Source organism: Marichromatium bheemlicum (assembly GCF_012276755.1).
GTDB lineage: Bacteria > Pseudomonadota > Gammaproteobacteria > Chromatiales > Chromatiaceae > Marichromatium > Marichromatium bheemlicum.
Genome location: NZ_JAAXKX010000029.1, coordinates 13,664 through 35,611, shown reverse-complemented (window position 1 = coordinate 35,611; position 21,948 = coordinate 13,664). Strand labels below are relative to the sequence as shown.

Annotated in this window: 22 protein-coding genes; 10 read left to right on the top strand and 12 right to left on the bottom strand. The window is 67.7% G+C overall.

The annotated features are described in order from the left end of the window. From HF203_RS14920 to surE, 11 genes are all read right to left on the bottom strand, one after another. On the bottom strand, positions 1-1,093 hold a 1,093-nt coding region (locus HF203_RS14920; RefSeq protein ID WP_168670884.1), incomplete at its 3' end, for a heavy metal translocating P-type ATPase. Between the two features lie 10 nt (positions 1,094-1,103). Then, positions 1,104-1,622 carry a FixH family protein gene (locus HF203_RS14915; protein ID WP_168670883.1) on the bottom strand — a complete coding sequence of 173 codons (519 nt, stop codon included), beginning with the start codon at positions 1,620-1,622 and terminating at the stop codon, positions 1,104-1,106. A 39-nt stretch (positions 1,623-1,661) separates the two neighbouring features. Further along, positions 1,662-3,080, bottom strand: coding sequence for a cytochrome c oxidase accessory protein CcoG (gene ccoG / locus HF203_RS14910; protein WP_168670882.1), 1,419 nt, complete (start codon positions 3,078-3,080; stop codon positions 1,662-1,664). A 135-nt stretch (positions 3,081-3,215) separates the two neighbouring features. After that, positions 3,216-4,130, bottom strand: a complete 915-nt coding sequence (gene ccoP, locus HF203_RS14905) for a cytochrome-c oxidase, cbb3-type subunit III (protein WP_168670881.1) — start codon at positions 4,128-4,130, stop codon at positions 3,216-3,218. Continuing rightward, positions 4,117-4,335, bottom strand: coding sequence for a CcoQ/FixQ family Cbb3-type cytochrome c oxidase assembly chaperone (locus tag HF203_RS14900; RefSeq protein ID WP_168670880.1), 219 nt, complete (start codon positions 4,333-4,335; stop codon positions 4,117-4,119). The genes ccoP and HF203_RS14900 overlap by 14 nt, the downstream gene beginning before the upstream one ends. After that, positions 4,328-5,074 (bottom strand): cytochrome-c oxidase, cbb3-type subunit II, encoded by a 747-nt coding sequence (ccoO, locus tag HF203_RS14895; protein WP_168670879.1) that lies wholly within the window; start codon positions 5,072-5,074, stop codon positions 4,328-4,330. Before ccoO ends, HF203_RS14900 begins: the two co-directional genes overlap by 8 nt. Before the next feature lie 14 nt (positions 5,075-5,088). Continuing rightward, positions 5,089-6,522: a cytochrome-c oxidase, cbb3-type subunit I gene (gene ccoN / locus HF203_RS14890; protein WP_062274052.1), complete on the bottom strand. Its 1,434-nt coding sequence runs from the start codon at positions 6,520-6,522 to the stop codon at positions 5,089-5,091. Positions 6,523-6,939: 417 nt separating this feature from the next. Beyond that, on the bottom strand, positions 6,940-7,719 hold the full coding sequence (locus HF203_RS14885; RefSeq protein ID WP_168670878.1) for a tetratricopeptide repeat protein: 780 nt from the start codon (positions 7,717-7,719) through the stop codon (positions 6,940-6,942). Positions 7,720-7,981: 262 nt separating this feature from the next. After that, positions 7,982-9,019, bottom strand: a complete 1,038-nt coding sequence (gene rpoS, locus HF203_RS14880; RefSeq protein ID WP_168670877.1) for an RNA polymerase sigma factor RpoS — start codon at positions 9,017-9,019, stop codon at positions 7,982-7,984. Positions 9,020-9,039: 20 nt separating this feature from the next. After that, entirely contained in the window at positions 9,040-9,861 is an 822-nt protein-coding gene (locus tag HF203_RS14875; RefSeq protein ID WP_343043937.1) for a peptidoglycan DD-metalloendopeptidase family protein, read from the bottom strand. Positions 9,862-9,959: 98 nt separating this feature from the next. Continuing rightward, positions 9,960-10,712: a 5'/3'-nucleotidase SurE gene (surE, locus tag HF203_RS14870; RefSeq protein ID WP_168670875.1), complete on the bottom strand. Its 753-nt coding sequence runs from the start codon at positions 10,710-10,712 to the stop codon at positions 9,960-9,962. A 246-nt stretch (positions 10,713-10,958) separates the two neighbouring features. Between surE and HF203_RS14865 the strand changes: the two genes are divergently transcribed. Both HF203_RS14865 and lgt read left to right on the top strand, forming a co-directional pair. Further along, positions 10,959-11,516 carry a Smr/MutS family protein gene (locus tag HF203_RS14865; protein ID WP_168670874.1) on the top strand — a complete coding sequence of 186 codons (558 nt, stop codon included), beginning with the start codon at positions 10,959-10,961 and terminating at the stop codon, positions 11,514-11,516. A gap of 39 nt (positions 11,517-11,555) precedes the next feature. Continuing rightward, on the top strand, positions 11,556-12,392 hold the full coding sequence (gene lgt / locus HF203_RS14860) for a prolipoprotein diacylglyceryl transferase (protein ID WP_168670873.1): 837 nt from the start codon (positions 11,556-11,558) through the stop codon (positions 12,390-12,392). Positions 12,393-12,508: 116 nt separating this feature from the next. On the opposite strand, the gene rpsT is transcribed toward lgt, so the two are convergent. Next, positions 12,509-12,772, bottom strand: a complete 264-nt coding sequence (gene rpsT, locus HF203_RS14855) for a 30S ribosomal protein S20 (RefSeq protein WP_168670872.1) — start codon at positions 12,770-12,772, stop codon at positions 12,509-12,511. A gap of 151 nt (positions 12,773-12,923) precedes the next feature. On the opposite strand from rpsT, the gene murJ reads away from it, so the two are divergent. The 8 genes from murJ to HF203_RS14815 all read left to right on the top strand — a co-directional run bounded on the left by murJ (position 12,924) and on the right by HF203_RS14815 (position 21,176). After that, on the top strand, positions 12,924-14,474 hold the full coding sequence (gene murJ / locus HF203_RS14850) for a murein biosynthesis integral membrane protein MurJ (RefSeq protein WP_168670871.1): 1,551 nt from the start codon (positions 12,924-12,926) through the stop codon (positions 14,472-14,474). 1,092 nt (positions 14,475-15,566) lie between these two features. After that, positions 15,567-16,511: a bifunctional riboflavin kinase/FAD synthetase gene (gene ribF, locus HF203_RS14845; protein WP_168670870.1), complete on the top strand. Its 945-nt coding sequence runs from the start codon at positions 15,567-15,569 to the stop codon at positions 16,509-16,511. A 47-nt stretch (positions 16,512-16,558) separates the two neighbouring features. Further along, a complete protein-coding gene (locus HF203_RS14840; protein WP_168670869.1) occupies positions 16,559-17,446 on the top strand; it encodes an alpha/beta fold hydrolase in 888 nt (295 codons plus the stop codon). A gap of 71 nt (positions 17,447-17,517) precedes the next feature. Further along, on the top strand, positions 17,518-17,925 hold the full coding sequence (locus HF203_RS14835; RefSeq protein WP_168670868.1) for a DUF2177 family protein: 408 nt from the start codon (positions 17,518-17,520) through the stop codon (positions 17,923-17,925). Between the two features lie 112 nt (positions 17,926-18,037). Beyond that, entirely contained in the window at positions 18,038-18,316 is a 279-nt protein-coding gene (locus HF203_RS14830; RefSeq protein WP_168670867.1) for a FeoA family protein, read from the top strand. A 56-nt stretch (positions 18,317-18,372) separates the two neighbouring features. Continuing rightward, positions 18,373-18,606, top strand: a complete 234-nt coding sequence (locus tag HF203_RS14825; RefSeq protein WP_168670866.1) for a FeoA family protein — start codon at positions 18,373-18,375, stop codon at positions 18,604-18,606. Further along, positions 18,603-20,939, top strand: coding sequence for a Fe(2+) transporter permease subunit FeoB (gene feoB, locus HF203_RS14820; protein WP_168670865.1), 2,337 nt, complete (start codon positions 18,603-18,605; stop codon positions 20,937-20,939). The genes HF203_RS14825 and feoB overlap by 4 nt, the downstream gene beginning before the upstream one ends. 18 nt (positions 20,940-20,957) lie before the next feature. Further along, positions 20,958-21,176, top strand: a complete 219-nt coding sequence (locus HF203_RS14815) for a FeoC-like transcriptional regulator (protein ID WP_168670864.1) — start codon at positions 20,958-20,960, stop codon at positions 21,174-21,176. The last annotated feature ends 772 nt before the right edge of the window (positions 21,177-21,948 follow it).

The following is a 21,948-nucleotide window of genomic DNA, read 5'->3' as shown; positions in this document are numbered from 1 at the left end:
CGCCGGCGATGACCTCCCCGTCGACGGCGATGCGCTCGCCGGGACGCACCAGCACCGTCATCCCCGGGGTGATCGCGCGCACCGCAACCGGACGCGCCTCGCCGTGCGCGTCGAGCACCGTCGCCACCCGGGGCTGGAGGTCGAACAGACGCTGGGTCGAGGCCACCGCGCGTCGTCGCGAGATCGCCTCGAGATAGCGCCCGAGCAGGATCACGAAGAGGAAGTTGACCACGGTGTCCCAGTAGACGTGCCCCTGCTCGCCGAGCCCCAGGGTGACGGCGAGCGAATAGCCGTAGGTGACACTGACCCCAATGGCGATCGGCAGGTCCATGCCCAGTCGGGCGTGACGCAGTCCGGCCCAGGCGCCACGGAAGAAGGGCGCGCCCGAATAGAGCAGGGTCGGGGTGGCCAGGGCGAAGCCGAGCCAGTGGAAGAGCCCGCGGAACTCGCCCTGATCGGCGCCGCTGTAGAGCGCGATCGAGATCCACAGCAGGTTCATCATCGCGAACCCGGCCCAGGCGAGACGAAACAGCAGGTCGCGGTTTTCGCGCGCCAGCGCGCCCTCGGCGGCCTCCGGGTCGAAGGGGACGGCGGCATAGCCGAGCGCGGCGAGTCGCGCGAGCACCCGCGACAGCCGCAGCCGCTCGCTGTCCCAGCGCAACCGCAACCGTCGTCCGGTGAGGTTGACCCGCGCCTCCTCGACCCCGGGCAGCGACTGCAGCCCGTTCTCGATCAGCCACACGCAGGCGGCGCAGTGGATGCCCTCGACCTGGAGCTGGATGTCGCGGCAGCGCGCGCTGGTGTCGGTGAAGGCCTGCTGCACCGCGTCGAGATCATAGTGCTCGAGGTCGCGTGGCGGCTCGGGCGGCGGCGCCAGCAGCTCGTCGGCGCCGGTGCGGCGATAGAAGCCCTCGAGTCCGGCGGCGTGGATCGCCTCGCACACCCCCTTGCAGCCGCTGCAACAGAAGCGGCGCTCGACCCCGGCGATCAGTGCCCGCTCGCCACCGCCGGGCCCGATCGGCAGGCCGCAGTGATGACAGCGCGCGGGCGCCCCCCCGGTCGCCGGCGCATGCTCCTCGATGATCGCGTCCATCGCGGTGGTCTCAGCGCGTGCCGACCTCGAGACGCTGGTCGAGACTGTACTCGTCCTCGCCGTGACCCACGGCGATCAGGGTGTCCCAGACCCCGGGCAGCGGGAAGGCGACCTCGGCGACATAGCGCCCCGCACCCTCGCGTCGCATCGGCACGCTGAAGTCGCGCGCGGCGTCGGCCGGGCGATAGGCGTGGAGGGTGACGGCGTCGGCCTCGACCGGCTGGCCGGCGCGATCGACCAGGAACAGCCGGATCGCCTCGACGCGCCCCGGCTGCAGCGGCGGGATGTCGGCCTGCATCACCCACCCCGGATCGCGCGCGCGACGCGAGACCAGGGTGCGCTCGTAGTCCTGGCCGCGCTCGTAGTAATCGGCGTTGACCAGACCGGGGTTGGTGGCAACGGCGAGATAGACCATCAGCAGGTTGACCAGCAACACCACCACGATCAGCCCGACCCAGGCGATCACCCAGGGGCTGCGCCAGGCCGGGAGGGGTTGCGCCGAATGGACGGCGCCCGACTGTATCTGCATCTTGACCTCCTCCGCGCCCGTCGGGGCGGGCACGGCGACTCAGGGCGCGGGGGCGATGAACACGCTCTCGCGCGCGGTGTCGAGCCGCTGGCCGTCGCCACGGCGCGCCTCGGCATGGAAGACCACCGGCTGCTGCTCGGCGGCGAGCGCCGACTCCGGCACCCGCACGAACACCAGCGCCGGGGTCACCACCCCGGCGGCGGCCTGGATCGGCCGCTCCAGCCCGCTCACCTCGAGCCCGGGCGGTCCGCTCACCCGGATCTCGACGGCGAGCGGCTCCGGGGTCTTGTTGAGCAGTTTGAGGGTATAGCGGTTCTGGATCGAACCGTCGCTCAGGCGCACGAACAGCGGCGCGCGCTCGTGCAGCACCTTGAGATCGAGCGCGGCGAGCGAGGCCAGGCCGTAGACGATCCCGGCGAGCGCCAGGGTGAGGATGCCGCCATAGAGCCAGACCCGCGGGCGTAGCACCAAGGGCCGGGTCGGTCGTCCCTCGAGTTCGTCGAGCGAGGCGTAGCGGATCAGTCCGCGCGCCTTGCCGACCTTGTCCATCACCTGATCGCAGGCGTCGATGCACAGCGCGCAGGTGATGCAGCCCTCCTGCTGCCCCTGGCGGATGTCGACCCCGGTGGGGCAGACCGCGACGCACTGGTTGCAGTCGATGCAGTCGCCCTGCCCGGCGGCGGCCTCGCCGCCCCGCCGCAGCCGTCCGCGCGGCTCGCCACGCCCGGTGTCATAGGCCGGCACCAGGGTGGTGGGATCGAGCATCACCCCCTGGATCCGCGCATAGGGACAGAGCCAGAAGCAGGTCTGCTCGCGCAGGAAGCCGGCGAGCACATAGGTGCCGGCGGTGAACAGGGCCACGGTGACATAGGCCGCAACCCCGGCCTCGCCGGTGAAGAAGGTCCGCCACAGCGTCGGCGCATCGACGAACCAGGCGACGAAGCTGAACCCGGTGAACCAGCCGATCACCAGCCACAGCAGGTGCTTGGGCAGGCGCGCCCGCAACCTGGTGGCAAACGGCGCCTGGTCGAGCCGACGGCGCGCCGCCGGCGGGCCTTCGAGGCGTTCCTCGATCCAGGTGAAGACATCGGTCCACACCGTCTGGAAGCAGAAGTACCCGCACCAGGCGCGTCCCACCACCGCCGTCACCACCGCCAGCAGGATGGCGAAGAACAGCAGCAGCAGCGAGAGCATCCAGAAGTCCTGCGGCAGCACGGTGGCGCCGAACAGGTGGTACTGACGGTTAGGGATGTCGAAGAGCACCGCCTGACGACCGTCCCAGCGCAGATAGGGACCGAGGAAGAACACCAGCCAGACCGAGGCGGTGAGCCACTTGAAGGTGCGCCAGCGGCCCGACAGCCGCTTGGCGTGGATGGTCTCGCCGCCGGCGTTGACATGCCACTGCGCGGCCTCGGCGTACAGCCCCTCGACCTCGGTGGCGCGATCTCGGCTACTCATCGACATCCCTCGGGGCGAGACCCCGCTGCGACGGGGCACGACCGGCCCCGGTTGACGCCCCGCGACTCGGCGGTCAGGGGCAGCGTACCCGTCAGAGCATTGGGGCACGACGCCCCGTGACCAAGCACCGGCGTCTCAGAGACCACCGCCGAGCAGGTGCACGTAGACCACCAGCTTCTTGATCTCCTGGGGATCGAGACGGCGGATCTCGACGTCCTCGACCCGCGCGGTCGGGCCGAAGGCGGGCATCACCGCCTCGCGGGTCTGCTCCACCCCGGACTGGTTGACGCCGTAGAGGATGGTGTGGCGCGCGCTCTCGTAACCGCCGGGCTCGAAGCGCCAGATGCGGTCGGTGAGATCGGCCGCGCCGACGGTGATCACCTCGCCGCCGGGCAGCTCGGCGAGCACGCCGTTGGCCGTCGGACCATGACAGCCGCTGCAGCCCTTGGTCGAGAACAGCTGCCAACCGGCCTCGCTGCCCGGCTCGCCCTGACTCATCTCGACCGTCCAGCGCGCCAGGGTGTCGACCTCCTCGGCGCTGAGGATGTCCTGGTGCGCCACCATGTTGCCCTTGCGCCCCTGGGTGATGGTCTCGGTGAGCTTGGCGGTGCTGCCGCCATAGAGCCAGTCGTCGTCGGCGAGCACCGGATAGCCGGGGTTGCCCTGACCGCCACTGCCGTGACAGGCGGCGCAGTTGTCGCCGAACAGCACCTTGGCCGAGGCCAGGGTGTACTGGGTGAGCCCGGGGTCGGCGAGAATCTCCTCGACCCCGAGCGCGCCGATGCGCGACTCGAACTCGGCGCGCCGCGCCTCGATCTGCGCCACCCCGCGCTCGTACTCCTCGATCTGGGTCCAGCCGAGGATGCCGGGGGTGGCCTCCTCGCCCACCGGCCAACTCGGATAGAGGATGGTGTAGCCGACCACCCACAGGATCGAGGTCCAGAAGCCGATCATCCACCAGCGCGGCGGCGGGTTCTGCAGCTCGCGCAGGTCGCTGTCCCAGATGTGACCGGTATTGTTCTCGCCGGGGAAGGGGTTATGGTCGGCCATCGCGCGCTCCCGTGCCTTCGTCGTCGTCGTCATCGAAGGGGATGTGCTTCATGGACTCGAGACGGTCGCGGTTCTTCGGGCGGAAGACCAGGAAGTAGGCCGCCACCATCAGCACAAAGATCACCACGGTGAGGATGGTGCCGATCCAGTCGTTGACCGTCATCGCCTGCCAGTCGGTGTGGAAGTAATCGCTGAGGCTATTCACGGTAGGTCTTGGCCTCGTCGAGTGCGACCATGGTGCCGAGCACCTGCAGATAGGCCACCAGGGCGTCCATCTCGGTCTTGCCCTCGAGCAGCGCCGGGGCGGCCTCGATGTCGGCCTCGGTGTAGGGCACCCCGAGCGAGCGCAGCCCGCGCATGTGCCACTGGATCCGCCAACCGCTGGGGTAGGCGGTGTCGAGCCAGGGATAACCGGGCATCACCGACTCGGGCACCACCGCACGCGGGTCGCGCAGGTGCTGACGGTGCCAGGCGTCGGAGTACTTGCCGCCGACCCGCGCCAGGTCCGGCCCGGTGCGCTTGGAGCCCCACTGGAAGGGATGGTCGAACATCGACTCGGAGGCGAGCGAATAGTGGCCGTAGCGCTCCTTCTCATCGCGAAAGGGGCGCACCATCTGCGAGTGACAGGTGTAGCAGCCCTCGCGCTGGTAGATATCACGCCCGACCAGTTCCAGCGGGGTGTAGGGACGCACCCCCTCGCCCGCGGTCCAGTTCCACTGCTCGCGCCCGTTCTCGTCGACGGTGACGATCGGGGCCTCGCCGGCCTTGGCCCAGACGATCTCGGGGAAACGCGTGTGCTCCATGGTGTTCTTCATGTAGAACAGCGGCACGATCTCCACCAGCCCGCCGACCGACAGCACCAGGGCGAGCACGATCAGCAGCCCCCAGATATTGACTTCCATCCACTCCTGGAAGCCCTTCGGCTTGGTCTTCTGCCTGCTCATGGGAGAACTCCGGTTCAGGCCGGCGCCGGCAGCGCGCGGGCACGATCGAGACTGCCCTCGGCGAGCGACTTGCGCACGGTCATCAGCACGTTGAACAGCATGATCACGGCACCGAACAGGAAGATCATGCCGCCGGTGGCGCGCATCGCGTAGTAGGGATGCATGGCGTCGACCGACTCGACGAAGGTGTAGGCGAGGGTCCCGTACTCGTCATAGGCGCGCCACATCAACCCCTGCATGATCCCCGAGACCCACATCGCGACGATATAGATCACGGTGCCGATGGTGGCAGTCCAGAAGTGCAGGTTGATCAGCCGCACCGAGTACATCTCGGTGTGATAGAGCCGGGTCATCAGGTGGTAGATGGCGCCGATGGAGATGCCCGCGACCCAGCCGAGCGCCCCGGAGTGGACGTGCCCGATGGTCCAGTCGGTGTAGTGCGAGAGCGCGTTGACGGTCTTCAGCGACATCACCGGCCCCTCGAAGGTCGACATCGCGTAGAAGGCCAGGGCGATGATCAGGAAGCGCAGCACATAGTCGGTGCGCAACCGGTCCCAGGCCCCGGAGAGGGTCATCATGCCGTTCACCGCCCCGCCCCAGGAGGGGATGATCATGGCGATCGAGACCGCCGCGCCGAGCGAGCCGGTCCAGTCGGGCAGCGCGGTGTACTGCAGGTGGTGGGCACCGAGCCAGACGTAGCCAAACATCAGCGACCAGAAGTGGATCACCGAGAGGCGGTAGGAGTAGACCGGACGACCGGCCTGCTTGGGTACGAAGTAATACATGATGCCGAGGAAGCCGGCGGTGAGATAGAAGCCGACGGCGTTGTGCCCCCACCACCACTGGATCATCGCATCCTGCACCCCGGAGAAGATGGAGTAGGACTTGAACAGCCCGACCGGGATGGCGAGGCTGTTGACGACGTGGAGATAGACGATCATCACCATCATGCCGAGGAAGAACCAGTTCGACACATAGATGTGCGAGGTCTTGCGCCGGGCGATGGTCATGATGAAGTTGATGGTGAAGGCCAGCCACACCACCGCGATGAGGATGTCGATCGGCCACTCCAGCTCGGCGTACTCCTTCGACTGGGTCAGTCCCAGCGGCAGGGTGATCACCGCCAGCAGGATCACCAGGTTCCAACCCCAGAAGGTGAAGCGCGCCAGCCGCGGACTCCACAACCGCACCCCGCAGGTGCGCTGCACGGTATAGAAGGCGGTGGCCATCAGGGTACAGCCGCCGAAGGCGAAGATGACGGCGTTGGTGTGGAGCGGACGCAACCGCCCGAAGGAGAGATAGGGGGAGTCGAAGTTCAGCGCCGGCCAGGCAAGCTCGGAGGCGATATAGACCCCGACGGCGGCGCCGACGACCAGATAGACCACGGCCATGACCGTGAACCAGCGGACGACATCGAGGTCGTATTTCTGCTCCAGATTGGCATCCATAACGGCTCCTCTGGAAACGACGTTGGATGACGGGGAGGCGCCGCATCCCCGACGGTCCCCGAGGTGCGCGGGCGCACCACCCTAAGCGGGCGCCCGGGCGATCCCCGGTCCACCCCGACGCAGCCGCCGGGCCGACGCCTCCGCTGCGTCCGCTGCCGACACCGCCATGCCGATGACACTGGAACCACGACCAAAAGTCAACCAAAAAGGTCGGGTAATGCCAGCCGGCTCGTACAACGCCCTTGCCTATGGTGCGCATTCGTCGACATCACCCAGAACGCACCGATCGCGCCGACACCACGGCGGGCGGTCATCAATGGGGGAATTGCGTCCCCTCGGGGGGACACTCAAGGCGGTCGCGGTGGCCTGGCGCCACCGCTCGTCGGCACGACGCACCGACCAGGCGCGCCGGGAGGACTAGAAGCCGAGCGGTAGCGGCTGTGCCGGACCGGACGGTCGAGGCAGATCGTCGTCGAAGTGACGCGAGCGATCCTGGGCGTGATCGATCTCGTTGTCCGAGAGCATGCGCCGCAACCGATCGCGATCGATCTCGGCGTGCGGATCACCACGGGCGGCGGCCAGATTGAGCCAGACGTAGGCCTCGACCAGGTTCTTCTCGACGCCGCGTCCGGTACGCAGCATCCGCCCCAGCCGCGCCATCGCCTGGGGGTCGCCCTGAGCGGCGGCGCGCCGATACCAGGCCAACGCCGACTCGTAATCCTGAATCACCCCGCGCCCCTTCTCGTAGAGCCCGCCCATCACCAGCTGGGCGCGTACATGGTCCTGCTCGGCGGCCTTGCGAATCCAGTCGGCCGCCTCGCCGAGACGACGCTGCTCACCACGTTCCCAGTAACGTTGCACGATCGCCAACCCCAGCTGGTATTGGGCGTCGGGGTCACCAGACTCGGCCGCGGCGCTGACCTCGGGCTCGGCAAGACGCTCGGCGACGAGCGGCGGTTGTGGCGCCAGCAGTGCCAGCACCGGGTCCTGTTCGGCAGGATCGCTCACCACCAGCCCGCCATCGGGCTGATGCAGCAGCGCCCATCCCCCGACCCCGGCGATCACCACCACGGCGACCCCGATCATCGACCATTGCTGGATCAGGAAGTAGTCGGTACAGATGAAGCGCGCACCACAGTCACAACAACGAAACCACGACCGGAACCAGGAGCGCAGACCATATCGCCTCGACTGCAAGCGCGACTTACGGGTGTTGTAGCTTCCACATTGCGGACACTGTTCCATGACGGCACCGAGACTCTGGGGCGGGAACGGAAAGGCATCAGCGACATCCCGCCGGCATCGTGCGCTGCAGTCACCACCCGATCACGCAATGACCACGACTCGCTGGCTGCCAATATTCCACATCAGTGTCTCAAACACAAAACCCCACAGCCGATCAGTCAACTATGACTTTGACAGCCCAACGAGGCGGGGAGACAACAGGCAGACGCGTACACTACTTGAAGAAGGCCTCGACCGAGAAGCCTTCCTTCTCGAGGATGTCACGCAGCCGCCGCAGCGCGTCCATCTGGATCTGGCGGACCCGCTCGCGGGTGACGCCGAGTTCCTGAGCAACGCTCTCCAGGGTCGAGTGCTCATAGCCGTGCAGCCCGAAGCGGCGTTCGACGACCTCGCGCTGCTTGTCGTTGAGCTTACCGAGCCAGTGTTCGAGGTTGGTCTGGATATCGCTGTCCTGGATGCACTCGGTGGGATCGTCGGCATCATCGTCCTGGAGCATGTCGACGAGGGGCTTGTCGGCATCCTTGCTGAAGGGAGTGTCGACCGAGGCGATACGCTCGTTGAGCCCGAGCATCCGCTTGACCTCGGTGATCGGGCGATCGAGCAGCTCGGCAATGTCCTCGGTGGTGGGCTCGTGATCGAGCTGCTGGGCGAGCTGGCGCGCGGCCTTGAGATAGACGTTGATCTCCTTGACCACGTGGATCGGCAGACGCACGGTGCGGGTCTGGTTCATGATCGCCCGCTCGATGGTCTGGCGGATCCACCAGGTGGCGTAGGTGGAGAAGCGGAAACCGCGCTCGGGATCGAACTTCTCGACCGCACGGATCAGCCCGAGGTTGCCTTCTTCGATGAGGTCGAGCAGCGGCAGACCGCGATTGAGATAGCGGCGTGCAATCTTCACCACCAGCCGCAGGTTGCTCACGATCATCCGCTGCCGCGCGGCATTATCGCCGGCCTGGGCCAGGCGCGCGTAATACACTTCTTCCTCGGCGGTGAGCAGCTTGGAGCTACCGATCTCGTTGAGGTAGAGCCGGGTGGCGTCGAAATCGGCCTCGCTCGAGGGGAGCCGAGTGGTCGGGGTCGCGGGCTCATCACCCTCGCGCTCACCGGCCTCGGTGCCGTTCTGATCGACGGTGTCGGAGTCCCCCCCCTCTTCCATCACCTCTTCGTCGTCACGCTCATAACCCGAGACCAAGGCATCGTCGTCGGCCGCGTTGGGGTTGTCGTGGGCCTGTCGACCTTTGGCGGTTGGCATCCACCTCTCCCTCCGTTGCATCAACGGGGTTGTTTACGCACGGGCAAGTAGAGTACCGGATCGACGGCCGTGCCGTGGCGGCGAATCTCGAAATGCAGCAGATAGGCGCCGTTCGGGGCCTGCCCGATCTCGGCCAGGGCTTGGCCACGCTTGACCTGCGCCCCCTCATCGACGAACAACCTGCGATTGAATCCGTACGCGCTCAGATACTTCTCGCTGTGCTTGACGATGATAAGGTTGCCGTATCCCTTGAGTCCACCACCGCTGTAGACCACCTTACCGGGCGCGGCGGCACGTACCTGCAGCCCCGCGCGACCACCGATCCGGATCCCCTGACGGGTCCGATCGGCATTACGAAAATCCTGCACCAGAGGGCCGTCGATCGGCCATTCCCAGTCCACCCCGGAGGCGGCCCGGCGACTCCCCGGGGCTCCCGCCGGGCTGGTATCGACTCTCGCGACCACCGGCTTGGGAGCGGCCTGGACGCGCTGCTGCGGGGCCTGACGCGGCTCACTCACGGTCCGCGACGGCGGCTGGGTGCGGGCCGCGGCGCCAGCAGGGGGGGCGACCCGCAACAGGGTCCCGGCATAGATGGTGTAGGGAGGCCCGAGTCGGTTCCATTCGGCCAGGGTACGCAACCGCTGACCGCGGCGCGCCGCGATCTCACCGAGCGTATCGCCCGGGCGCACCAGGTAAAAGCCCTCGGGGACCGGTCCCCGCCAATCCCAGTCATAGACCGGCGCCGGGCCGGTCGAGCCGCAACCACCGAGACCAGCGGCCATGAGCACCAGCACCAGCACCACCAGCCAGCCGCTCCCGGCGCACGCACGCGTGTCGTGCACGGGGTCCGTTCCTCGGGGACAAGTCACCACTGTGTCGCCTCCAATCATCCATCAATGGGTGTCGACGCGCGATAGACAAGGGTCCGGCCGACAGACGTTCAACGCACGCCGTCGCCGAGCCATTGATCAAGGGTCTCGAGCGCGCTGTGCCGGGTCAGATCGATCTGCAGCGGGGTGATCGAGACGAAGCCGTTGCGCACGGCATGGAAGTCGGTCCCGACCCCAGCGTCTTGCTCGAGACCAGCGGCCCCCACCCAGTAGATCGTCCGCCCGCGCGGATCCTGCGCCGTCACCACCGGCTCGGCGCGGTGGCGCTGGCCGAGACGCGTCGCCCGGAAGCCGGCAAGCGCACCATAGGGCAGGTCAGGCACGTTAACGTTGAGGATCAGATTGGGCTCGAGCGGTCGTTCACGCAATCGGGCCACCAGCTCGATGGCGACCCGCACCCCGGTGTCGAGATGGTGAGGGGTGTGCACCGCGCTCGAGATGGCGATCGCCGGCAACCCGAGGAAGCGCCCCTCGGTGGCGGCGGCCACGGTGCCGGAATAGATCACGTCATCGCCCAGATTGGGGCCATGGTTGATCCCGGCAACCACGATATCGGGTTCGATCTCGGGCAGCCCGGTGAGCGCCAGGTGCACACAGTCGGTCGGCGTGCCGTCGACACTCAGGTAACCGTTGGGTCGGCGCCTGACCCGCAGCGGGACATCGAGCGTCAGCGAATTGCTGGCGCCACTACGATCACGCTCGGGGGCGACCACATCAACGGTGCCGAGCGCGCGCAGCCCCTCGGCCAATGCCACCAGCCCCGGGGACTGATAGCCGTCGTCATTGCTGACCAGGATCTTCATGCGTCGCTTGTCTATCGATTTGGGGTGAATACGGACGCGCCGGCGGAGCGCCAGCGCTAGCACCGACGCCTCCGGAAACGCGGACACGGCCCGGGTGGCGATGCGGCGGGATCGCTCAGATCATACGCAAAAGGCCCGCCTCGGGCATCCGTGCCCGACCCCGCCCCGCTGATATACTGCCCCTCCCTGGCTACCGCCATGCCGCCACACCCAAGCCCAGGACAAGCCGCCGCCCGGAACCACCCCATGAAGAAACCGATCGAGCAAACCGATGTGGAGCTGTTCCGGCAGATGGTCGGCGAGGTCACCCGGCTACGCGTCGAGGCCCCGCCACCGAGCGGGCGCCAGCGCCCGCCACCGATCCCGCGCCCACGCACCCCCGACCTCGACGATCCGGAGCCCGTTGTCGGTCTCTCCGAGAGCGCGATCGAGACCCCCGAATACCTGTTGTTCTCCCGCCCCGGGGTCCAGCGCCGGGTGCTCGGCGAGTTGCAGCGCGGCGCCATCGAGGTCGGCCTCGAGGTCGACCTGCACGGCCTCAACGCCGCCTATGCCAAGGCCCTGCTCGGAGACTTCCTCGCCGAGTGCGGACACCGCCGGGTGCGCTGTGCACGCATCATCCACGGTAAGGGCCACCGTTCATCGGGCCACCAGCCGGTGCTCAAGCAGAAGCTCAACTACTGGCTACGCCTCTACGACCAGGTTCTCGCCTTCAGCTCGGCGACCCGGCGCGACGGCGGCACCGGCGCGCTCTACGTGCTGTTGCGCAACCCCGACAAATCACGCCGCCAGCATCGTCGCTGAGCGGCTCCTCCACCACCGCCGAGTGAGACCATCGCCGACATGCTGACCTATCCCGACATCGATCCCGTCGCCCTCGCCCTCGGCCCGTTCCAGGTCCACTGGTACGGCCTGATGTATCTGCTGGGCTTCGCCGCCGCCTGGGGACTGGGGCGCTGGCGCGCCACCCGCCCCGACAACGCGTGGAACACGACCATGGTCGATGACCTGATCTTCTACGGGGTGATCGGGGTGATCCTCGGCGGGCGGCTCGGCTACATGCTGTTCTACGGCTTCGATCAGCTGCTCGCCAACCCCTTGACCATCGTCCGTGTCTGGGAGGGCGGGATGTCCTTCCACGGCGGCCTGATCGGGGTGTTGATCGCCACCGCCGTATTCGCACGTCGCCACGGCCTGCGCTTCTTCGCGGCTACCGACTTCCTCGCTCCGCTGGTGCCGCTGGGACTGCTCGCCGGACGCGTCGGCAACTTCATCAACGGTGAACTCTGGGGGCATCGCACCAGCCTGCCCTGGGGGGTCGAGCTGCCCTGCACACGCTTCCCGCAGCAGTGTGCCGATCAACCCCTCGGCGCGACCCTGAGCCCTGCGGTACATGCCTCACAGCTCTACGAGGCGTTGCTCGAGGGACTGGTCTTGTTCGTTGTGCTTTGGCTGTTCTCTCGCCGACCGCGCCCCACCATGGCCGTCTCCGGGTTGTTCCTGGTCGGCTACGGGTTGGCGCGCTTCAGCGTCGAGTTCGTACGTCTGCCCGATGCCCATATCGGCTACCTCGCCTTCGGTTGGGTAACCATGGGTCAGCTACTCACCCTGCCGATGATCCTCGCCGGCGGACTGTTGCTGGCGTTGGCCTATCGCCGCCCCGCCGGTGCGAGTGCCTGAGGCACGCCCCAAGCTCGGGCAGCGCGTCCGAGCGCGGGCGAGGACACGCCGCGCAGGCACAAAAAAACCGGCCAGTGGCCGGTTTTTTCGGTGCCGGAAGCGGATGCTTCGACGGGTCAGCCCATCGCCTTGATGTGTGCGTTCAGGCGGCTCTTGTGACGAGCGGCCTTGTTGGCGTGGATCAGGCCCTTGCGGGCGGCACGATCGATACGGGGAGCGGCGTCCTGGAAGGCCTGGACGGCTGCTTCCTTGTCGCCCGCCTGGATGGCCTTGATCACCTTCTTGACGAAGGTGCGCAACGTGCTGCGCTGCGCCATGTTTCTCTGGCGGCGGGTTTCGGCCTGACGGGCGCGCTTGCGGGCTTGTGCTGAGTTGGCCAAGGGGGTCTCCTGGAAATCCGGCGAATTGATCTTTGAAGGGCGGATAAAGACCGGTCATTTTTCCGTTATCTCAAGCTCTTGTCAAGAACTTATGCGCACCTCAACGGTCGAGGCTGATTACAATGGATGATTTGCCAAGGAGTCTAGGCACGTGCCCTCGCTCTCCGGTTCCGCACTCGTCGTCGGCGGCAATACCCTGCTGTCACGCATCCTCGGATTCGTCCGCGACCTGGTGATCGCGCGCGCCTTCGGCGCCGATGCTGCCACCGATGCCTTTTTCGTCGCCTTCAAGATCCCCAACTTCCTCCGCCGACTGTTCGCCGAAGGGGCCTTCGCCGCGGCCCTGGTCCCGGCGTTGGAGGAACGCCGCCGCCACGATGGCCATGCCGGTCTGACACGGCTCGTCGACGAACTCAGCGGGACCCTGGGGCTGATCCTGCTGGCCTTCACCGCGCTCACCGTCCTCTGCGCACCGCTGCTGATCCTGCTCTTCGCCCCAGGTTTCGTCGAGCAACCGGCGCAACGCACCCTCACCATCGAGCTGCTGCGCCTGACCCTGCCCTATGTCCTACTGATCAGTCTCACCGCACTGGCCGGAGCGATCCTCAACAGCCACGAGCGCTTCGCCATCCCCGCCTTCACCCCCGCCCTGCTCAACCTGGCAATGGTGGCCAGCGCCGTCCTGCTCGCCCCTCACCTCGAGCGGCCGATCTTCGCCCTCGCCTGGGGCGTGCTACTCGGCGGTCTCGCCCAACTCGCCCTGCAACTGCCGGCGCTCGCCCGGCTCGGCTTGTTGCCACGCCCCCGCCTCGCCCTCGACTCCCCGGTGGTACGCCGCATCCTGCGGCGCATCGGTCCGGCGCTACTCGGGGTCTCGGTGGTCCAGCTCAGCCTGCTGCTCGACACCCTGCTCGCCTCCTTCCTGACCTCGGGCAGCATCTCCTGGCTCTATTACGCCGAACGATTGATGGAGTTCCCGCTCGGCCTCCTCGCTGCCGCGCTCGGGGTGGTCATCCTGCCCCGACTCACCCGTGGCAGCGGTGCGGCGAGCGCGCGGCGCTTCTCCGCCACCCTCGACTGGGGACTACGCTGGACACTGCTGCTCGGGCTGCCGGCAGCGGTGGGGCTGGCGCTACTCGCCGAGGGTCTGATCGCCACCCTGTTCCAGTCCGGTGCCTTCACCGCCACCGATGTCACCCTCGCGGCCCAGGCGTTGAGCGCTTACGCCCTCGGCCTGCTCGCCTTCATCGCGATCAAGGTCCTCGCCCCCGGTTGCTACGCGCGTCACGACACCCGCACCCCGGTGCGGGTCGCACTGATCGCACTCGGTACCAACCTCGGACTCGACCTCGCGCTGATGGGTCCACTCGGACACACCGGGCTGGCACTGGCCACGACCCTCGCGGCCCTACTCAACGCCCTGCTGCTGCTACACGCACTGAGACGCGACGGCAGTTATCGCCCCCGCCCGGGCTGGCCCGCGCTCGGCGCTGCGGTACTCGGCGCCAGCCTGGCGATGGCCGGGACGCTGCACTGGGCGCTCGGCACACTCGACTGGGGCGCGCTCGCACCCTGGGACCGGGCCTGGCACCTCGGCGGCGCCGTCCTCGGCGGCGCCACCCTCTACGTCGTCCTCGTCCTCCTCGCCGGCGTGCGCCCACGCCACCTCGCCGCACCCGAACGACGGCGGCCAGCGGATTGAACTGCACAGCCACAAAGAGCGCGAAGGGAGTGGCAGGGGCAATCAGCGCTTAGCCACCAATCATGGTGCTCACCCTTGCTCGCCACTGGTGGCTGGCGGCTGATAGCACCGTAGGTTGGGCTGCCTACCGAGCCGCTGTCGCAGCAGTGGGGCGACGACCTGTGGGTCGGTGGGCAACCCAACACCGGAGCCGCCCCGAGCAGGTCGATGCCCGCCCTCAGGGCTCGATGCCTCGTGATAATTTGATCGAATCCCCCAACCCCCTTTATCCAAAGGGGGCTTGAGGAGCAGTCGCCTTCCACCGGTCATGGACATCGCCCTCGCCAGCGGCCAGCGGATTGAACCGCAAAGGCGCCAAGAACGCGAAGGGGGAGGAAGGAGCTATCAGTGCTCTGTCGCTCATCGTGGCTGCCACCCTTCTCCGCTGGCGGCTGGCGGCTGGCGGCTGGCGGCTGGCGGCTGGCGGCTGACGGCTGACAGCGGGTCGATGGGGTGAGTGACCGACAGGCGGGATGTCGGTGCTCGATCTTTTCGCTCGGTCACTCATCCCATCCTACGTCTCACCCCTTGGCGTCCTTGGCGCCTTTGCGGTTCGATCCCTCGCTGGCGGCTGGCCAATGGGGTGAGTGACCGACAGGCGGGATGTCGGTGCTCGATCTTTTCGCTCGGTCACTCATCCCACCCTACGTCTCACCCCTTGGCGTCCTTGGCGCCTTTGTGGTTCGATCCCTCGCTGGTGGCTGGCCGATGGAGTGAGTGACCGGCAGGCGGGATGTCGGTGCTCGATCTCTTCGCTCGGTCACTCATCCCATCCTACGTCTCACCCCTTGGCGTCCTTGGCGCCTTTGTGGTTCGACTCCTCGCTGGTGGCTGGTCGATGGGGTGAGTGACCGGCAGGCGAGATGTCGGTGCTCGATCTCTTCGCTCGGTCACTCATCCCATCCTACGTCTCACCCCTTGGCGTCCTTGGCGCCTTTGCGGTTCGATCCCTCGCTGGCGGCTGGTGGCTGACCGCTGCGCCACTCACGCCCCATCGTCGACCCACGACGCGTATACTCAGCACTTTTGCCCACTGTTCCCTGCACTGCTGCCATGAGGCTCATCCGCGGTCTTCACAACCTGCGTCCCGGCGACCGGGGCTGTGTCGCCACCATCGGCAACTTCGACGGTGTCCATCTCGGACATCGCAGCATCCTCCAGCGCCTGCTCGAACAGGGCCGCGCGCGCGGTCTACCGGCGACCGTGATCACCTTCGAGCCACAGCCGCTCGAGTGCTTCGCCCCGGAGACCGCGCCGGCGCGCCTCACGCGACTGCGTGAGAAGCTCACCGCGATCGCCCACTGCGGTATCGAACGGGTGGTGGTGCTCGGCTTCGGTCCCAGGCTCGCGGCGATGTCCGCCGAGCGCTTCGTCCACGAGCTGCTGGTCGAGGGGCTGGGGGTCGGCCACCTGCTCGTCGGCGACGATTTCCGCTTCGGTCACGGCCGCGCGGGCGACTTCGCGTTGCTCCAGCGCATGGGCGCAGCGCACGGCTTCAGCCTGGAGAACCTCCATACCGTGACCCACGCCGAGGAGCGCATCAGCAGTACCCGGGTGCGCGAGGCCCTCGCCAGGGGGGATCTCGAGCAAGCCGAGCACCTGCTCGGGCGCCCCTATCGCATCGCTGGGCGGATCGGGCACGGTGACAAGCGCGGACGCACCATTGGCTTCCCCACCGCCAATATCGACCTGCACCGTCGGGTCAGCCCGCTGCACGGTGTCTACGCGGTGCGGATGCACGGGCTCGGCCCGGCACCCCACCCCGGGGTCGCCAACATCGGCACCCGCCCCACGGTCAACGGCCGCGCCCACCAGCTCGAGGTCCATCTGTTCGACTTCGCCGCCGATATCTATGGTCGCCAGGTCGAGGTCGAGTTCTGTCTCAAGCTGCGCGACGAACAACGCTTCGCCTCCTTCGAGGCGCTCAAGCATCAGATCCAGCTGGATGCGGACGCCGCGCGCGCCTATCTCGAGCGCACCCCGGTACCCACTCCCTGAGCGGCCACGGCGCCGCCCGCAACCCCGAGAGCGAGAGCATCATCGTCATGGATCCAATCGCCCCCACCGACCCGGCCGCCGACACCGCCCGGTTCATCGACTGCAACGGCTTCCGCCTCCACTACCGTCGTCTCGGCGACGGCCCCCGGCTGCTGTTGCTGCTGCACGGCAGCTTCCTCAGCCTGCGCTCCTGGCGCGCGGTGATGGCACCGCTGGCCGAGGCCGGCTATACCGTGGTCGCCTTCGACCGCCCCGCCTTCGGCGCCAGCTCCAAGCCGCTGCCCGGCGCCGACGGCCAGCCCGGCTACAGCGCCCACGACCAGAGCGCGCTGATCGCCGCGCTGATCCCCGCGCTCGGCTTCGAGCGCGCGGTGCTGGTGGGCAACTCCACCGGCGGCACCCTGGCGCTGATGACCGCGCTCGAACACCCCGAGCGCGTCGAGACGCTGGCGTTGGTCGACGCGATGATCCTCAGCGGTTACGCCACCAGCGAGATCCCCGGCTTCGTCAAGCCACTGATGCGCGCCCTCACGCCCTTCTTCTCCTGGTTGATGGGACGGCTGATCGCACGGCTCTACGACAAGGCGATCCGCGCCTTCTGGTACCGGCCCGAGCGGCTCGACCCCGAGGTGCTCGCCGCCTTCCGCGCCGACATGATGCAGGGCCCCTGGCCGCGCGCCTTCTGGGAGCTGTTCCTCGCCACCCGCAAGCTCGGACTCGAACCGCGCCTCACCGAGGTCACGCCACCCACGCTCGTGGTCACCGGCGCCCACGACCAGACGGTGAAGGTCGCCGAGAGCGAACGCATCGCCGCCGCCATCCCCGGCGCCCGACTTGAAGTCATCGCCGACAGCGGCCACCTGCCTCACGAGGAAGCACCGCAGGCCTTCGTCGCCACCCTCACCGACTTCCTCAAGACACTGCCGGGGCGCTGATCCCCCCATCTGCCGGGGGGAGTCATCCGCCCGGCGCCGACGAAGGCCACCACCAGCCCCGGGAGCGCATCATGGGTCCGTGGTTCGTCGCCAAGCTCTACCTGCTCACCTTCGCCGTCTTCATGGCCATCGATCTACTGTGGCTGGGGGTGATCGCCCGCGGCTTCTATCGTGACCAGCTCGCCCACCTGCTCGCCGAGACCACCCGCTGGCCGGCAGCCATCGCCTTCTACCTAATCTATGTCGCCGGCATCCTGGTGATGGCGATCCTGCCCGGGGTGGCGGCCGACTCGCTCGACCGAACCCTGCTGCTGGCCGCAGGCTTCGGCTTCTTCACCTATATCACCTACGAACTGACCAACATGGCCACCCTCCCCGACTGGCCACTGCGCCTGGTCGTGATCGATACCCTGTGGGGCGTGGTGCTGTGCACCCTGGTCGGTGGCGCCGGGTTCTTCCTTGCCCGAGTACTGGGCTGAGATCGGCACCGGCACCGCCGGCGGCGAGCCTCGCCATTGAGAACGATTTGCAATAAAGCATATAAAACCATATCCTGCGAATCATTCCCATTGACGTAAAGGCGGCACCCGAATGCGCACGGCACCGACTTCGCTGACCACCCCGAGCCAGTCCAGACACCAGACCTATCCATTGGCCATGGCCAACGACAACACCCTGGTACGGGTCTGCACCCTGCAAGGCGGTCGCCAGCTTGCGCGCCGGCTCACCGAACTCGGACTCAACCAGGGTACCGAGCTGCGCGTCGTCCAACGTCAGGGGGGCGGGCTGATCGTCGCCCGAGGTGAGACCCGCATCGCCCTCGGTGGCGGTATGGCCACCAAGATCCTGGTGACCGACGTCCCGGCCTGAACGGCCGCTGACGCCATCCCTGTCCGTATCCACCCGACCACATCAAGACCTTCGCGATGAATACGACCCTGAAAGAATTCTCCGCTGGCGACCGAGGAGCCGTCCGCGGCTACCGTCCGGGCGCCGACGCCTACCGCCGCAAACTGCTGTCGATGGGGCTGACCCCCGGGGTGGCCCTGGAGGTGATCCGAGTCGCCCCGATGGGCGACCCCGTGGAGGTGCGGGTGCGCGGCACCTGCGTGAGCCTGCGTCGCGAGGAGGCTGCGATCCTGGAGGTGGAGCGGACATGACGGCCTCGACGACCAGCTACACCATTGGGGTCATCGGCAACCCCAACTGCGGCAAGACCACCCTGTTCAACGCCCTGACCGGGGCGCGCCAACGCGTCGGCAACTGGCCCGGGGTGACGGTCGAGCGCAAGACTGGCCACTTCCGCTTCGGCGAGGCCGACTACACCCTCATCGACCTGCCCGGCACCTACTCACTCGACGTCACCGAGGGGGCGGTCTCGCTCGACGAGCGCATCGCCCGCGACTTCGTCCACGCCCGCGAGGCCGACCTGATCCTCAACATCGTCGACGTCGCCAGCCTCGAGCGTAACCTCTATCTCACCACCCAGCTGCTGGAGATGGGCCGACCGATGGTGGTCGCGCTCAACATGATGGACGTCGCCGCCGAGCGCGGGCTGCGGGTCGACGCCGCCGCGCTCGCCGAGCGCCTCGGCTGCCCGGTGGTGCCGATCGTGGCCACCACCGGCGACGGGCTCAACGTGCTGCGCACCACCCTGCAGCAGGCCGTCGAGCAACCACCGTTGCCCGATGCGCGGATCGACTATGCCCCGGCGCTCGAACGCGCGATCGAGCAGCTGCGCGAGCGCATCGAGCCGATCGCCGCGGCCCACGGCGACCCGGCCCGTTGGCTGACCGTCCGCCTGCTCGAGGGTGACGACCTCGCCCGCGAACTCGTCGGCGAACGCGTGCCCGAACAAGAGGTCACCACCCTGCTCGGCGAGGATGCCGAACAGATCGACATCCTCATCGCCGATGCCCGCTACGGCTTCGCCCACACCGCTACCCAGGCCTCGCTGACGCAGAGCGGCGAGATGCCGCGCAGCCTCTCCGACCGCATCGACCGGGTGATCCTCAACCGCGCCCTGGGCATCCCGATCTTCCTCGCGGTGATGTACCTGATGTTCATGTTCACCATCAACATCGGCGGGGCCTTCATCGACTTCTTCGACATCGCCGCCGGCACCCTCTTCGTCGACGGCGTGGCGCACCTGCTCGCCGGCCTCGGCACCCCGGAGTGGGCAATCCTCGGGCTGGCCGACGGCATCGGCGGCGGTATCCAGGTGGTGGCCACCTTCATCCCGGTGATCGCCTTCCTCTATCTGTTCATGTCGGTGCTCGAGGACTCGGGCTACATGGCCCGCGCGGCCTTCGTCATGGACCGCTTCATGCGCTCGATCGGGCTGCCGGGCAAGTCCTTCGTGCCGCTGCTCGTCGGCTTCGGCTGCAACGTGCCGGCGATCATGGCCGCGCGCACCCTGGAGCAGCCGCGCGACCGTATCCTCACCGTGCTGATGGCGCCCTTCATGTCCTGCGGCGCGCGGCTGCCGGTCTACGCCCTGTTCGCCGCCGCCTTCTTCCCGGTCGGCGGTCAGAACGTCGTCTTCGGGCTGTATCTGATCGGCATCCTCGCCGCCGTGCTCACCGGCTTCCTGCTCAAGCGCACCCTGCTCGAGGGCCAGGCGATGCCCTTCGTGATGGAGCTACCGCCCTACCACCTGCCCACCCTCGGCGGTGTGCTGCGTCGCACCTGGGAGCGCACCAGCGGTTTCATGTTCCGCGCCGGCAAGGTCATCGTGCCGATGGTACTGGTGATCAACGTGCTCAACAGCCTCGGCACCGACGGCAGCGTCGGCAACGAGGACACCGACCAGTCGATGCTCGCCGAGATCGGTCGCACCATCGCCCCGGCCTTCGCCCCGATGGGCCTCGACGCCGAGAACTGGCCGGCCACCGTCGGCATCTTCACCGGCGTGCTCGCCAAGGAAGCGGTGGTCGGCACCCTGGACGCCACCTACTCAGCGCTCGGCGCCGACCCCGAGGCGAGCGACGAGGAGGCCGCCCCCTACGACCTCGGCGCCGGTCTCACCGAGGCGCTCGCCACCATCCCGGCGGCGCTGGGCGATGCGCTCGGCACCTGGTCCGACCCCCTCGGCGTCGGCATCGGCGAGGTCAGCGACCCCGAACTGGCCGCCGCCGAGCAGGAGGTCACTAGCGCCACCTTCGGCGCCATGCACGAGCGTTTCGACGGCGCCGCCGGGGCCTTCGCCTACCTGCTGTTCATCCTGCTCTACTTCCCCTGCGTGGCCGCCATCGGCGCCATCGCCCGCGAGACCAGCGGCGGCTGGGCGCTGTTCGCCGCCTTCTGGACCACCGGCCTGGGGTACGTGAGCGCGACCATCTTCTACCAGGCAGCCATCTTCGCCCGCGACCCGGTCAGCGCCTCGATCTGGATCGGCATCATGACCGCGCTCTTCCTCGCCACCGTGCTGGGGATGCGCTGGTGGTCGCGGCGCGACCCGGCACTCGCCACGCCGGCGCGCGACCCGGCCTGAACCGACGGAGGGACACTCATGATCATGTCCGAACTCACCAGCCATCTGCGCACCCAGGGGCGCGCCGCACTGCGCGACCTGTCCTACCGGTTCGATACCGACCCCGAGGCACTGCGCGGCATGCTCCAGTTGCTCGAACGCAAGGGCCGGGTGCGCAAACTGCCCAGTGGCACCCTCTGCAGCGGCTGCAGCAGCTGCGACCCGGTCGCCATCGAGCTCTACGAGTGGGTCGGCTGAGCCCAACCTGACGCCCCGCGGTCGACCGTCACAGGGACGTGACGGGCCGCCCGGACCTGATCGCCCAGGTCCCCGAGTTCTCCCTTACGCCGTTCGCACCCAGCCGGGTCGGGCGGCGTTCCTTTTTTTGGTTCCCAGCTACCAGCTACCAGCTACCAGGACAATGGAACCGCAAAGACGCCAAGGGCGCGAAGAGAAGAAGAACCTCCAGTTGCCAGCCTCCAGGAAGGAGGCTGGATTGTCTTGTGCCGCCGCAGTTGACCGCAAACCGACACTGGAGGCTGCTTGCTGAAGGTTGGTCGCTTGCTTTGCGCCCTTCGCGCCTTTGCGGTTCGAACCAGCTTCCAGCCTCCAGTCGGGGAGACTGCGCCTTGCCCGGTCTACGGATCTGCAGACCGTTCGCTTGCTTTGCGCCCTTCGCGCCTTTGCGGTTCAAACCAGCTTCCAGCGATCAGCTTCCAGTCTCCAGTCGGGGAGACTGCGCCTTGCCCGGTCTACGGATCTGCAGACCGTTCGCTTGCTTTGCGCCCTTCGCGCCTTTGCGGTTCGAACCAGCTTCCAGCGATCAGCTTCCAGCCTCCAGTCGGGGAGACTGCGCCTTGCCCGGTCTGCGGATCTGCAGACCGTTCGCTTGCTTTGCACCCTTCGCGCCTTTGCGGTTCAAACCAGCTTCCAGCGATCAGCTTCCAGTCTCCAGTCGGGGAGACTGCGCCTTGCCCGGTCTACGGATCTGCAGACCGTTCGCTTGCTTTGCGCCCTTCGCGCCTTTGCG

Bases quoted from the DNA above. Each gene is read 5' to 3' on its own strand.
- ccoP (WP_168670881.1), bottom strand. From the start codon at position 4,130: ATGGCCGACCATAACCCCTTCCCCGGCGAGAACAATACCGGTCACATC.
- HF203_RS14835 (WP_168670868.1), top strand. From the start codon at position 17,518: ATGGGTCCGTGGTTCGTCGCCAAGCTCTACCTGCTCACCTTCGCCGTC.
- feoB (WP_168670865.1), top strand. From the start codon at position 18,603: ATGACGGCCTCGACGACCAGCTACACCATTGGGGTCATCGGCAACCCC.
- HF203_RS14830 (WP_168670867.1), top strand. From the start codon at position 18,038: ATGCGCACGGCACCGACTTCGCTGACCACCCCGAGCCAGTCCAGACAC.
- HF203_RS14840 (WP_168670869.1), top strand. From the start codon at position 16,559: ATGGATCCAATCGCCCCCACCGACCCGGCCGCCGACACCGCCCGGTTC.
- HF203_RS14815 (WP_168670864.1), top strand. From the start codon at position 20,958: ATGATCATGTCCGAACTCACCAGCCATCTGCGCACCCAGGGGCGCGCC.
- lgt (WP_168670873.1), top strand. From the start codon at position 11,556: ATGCTGACCTATCCCGACATCGATCCCGTCGCCCTCGCCCTCGGCCCG.
- ccoO (WP_168670879.1), bottom strand. From the start codon at position 5,074: ATGAGCAGGCAGAAGACCAAGCCGAAGGGCTTCCAGGAGTGGATGGAA.
- ccoG (WP_168670882.1), bottom strand. From the start codon at position 3,080: ATGAGTAGCCGAGATCGCGCCACCGAGGTCGAGGGGCTGTACGCCGAG.
- surE (WP_168670875.1), bottom strand. From the start codon at position 10,712: ATGAAGATCCTGGTCAGCAATGACGACGGCTATCAGTCCCCGGGGCTG.
- HF203_RS14865 (WP_168670874.1), top strand. From the start codon at position 10,959: ATGAAGAAACCGATCGAGCAAACCGATGTGGAGCTGTTCCGGCAGATG.
- ccoN (WP_062274052.1), bottom strand. From the start codon at position 6,522: ATGGATGCCAATCTGGAGCAGAAATACGACCTCGATGTCGTCCGCTGG.
- HF203_RS14915 (WP_168670883.1), bottom strand. From the start codon at position 1,622: ATGCAGATACAGTCGGGCGCCGTCCATTCGGCGCAACCCCTCCCGGCC.
- HF203_RS14825 (WP_168670866.1), top strand. From the start codon at position 18,373: ATGAATACGACCCTGAAAGAATTCTCCGCTGGCGACCGAGGAGCCGTC.
- ribF (WP_168670870.1), top strand. From the start codon at position 15,567: ATGAGGCTCATCCGCGGTCTTCACAACCTGCGTCCCGGCGACCGGGGC.
- rpoS (WP_168670877.1), bottom strand. From the start codon at position 9,019: ATGCCAACCGCCAAAGGTCGACAGGCCCACGACAACCCCAACGCGGCC.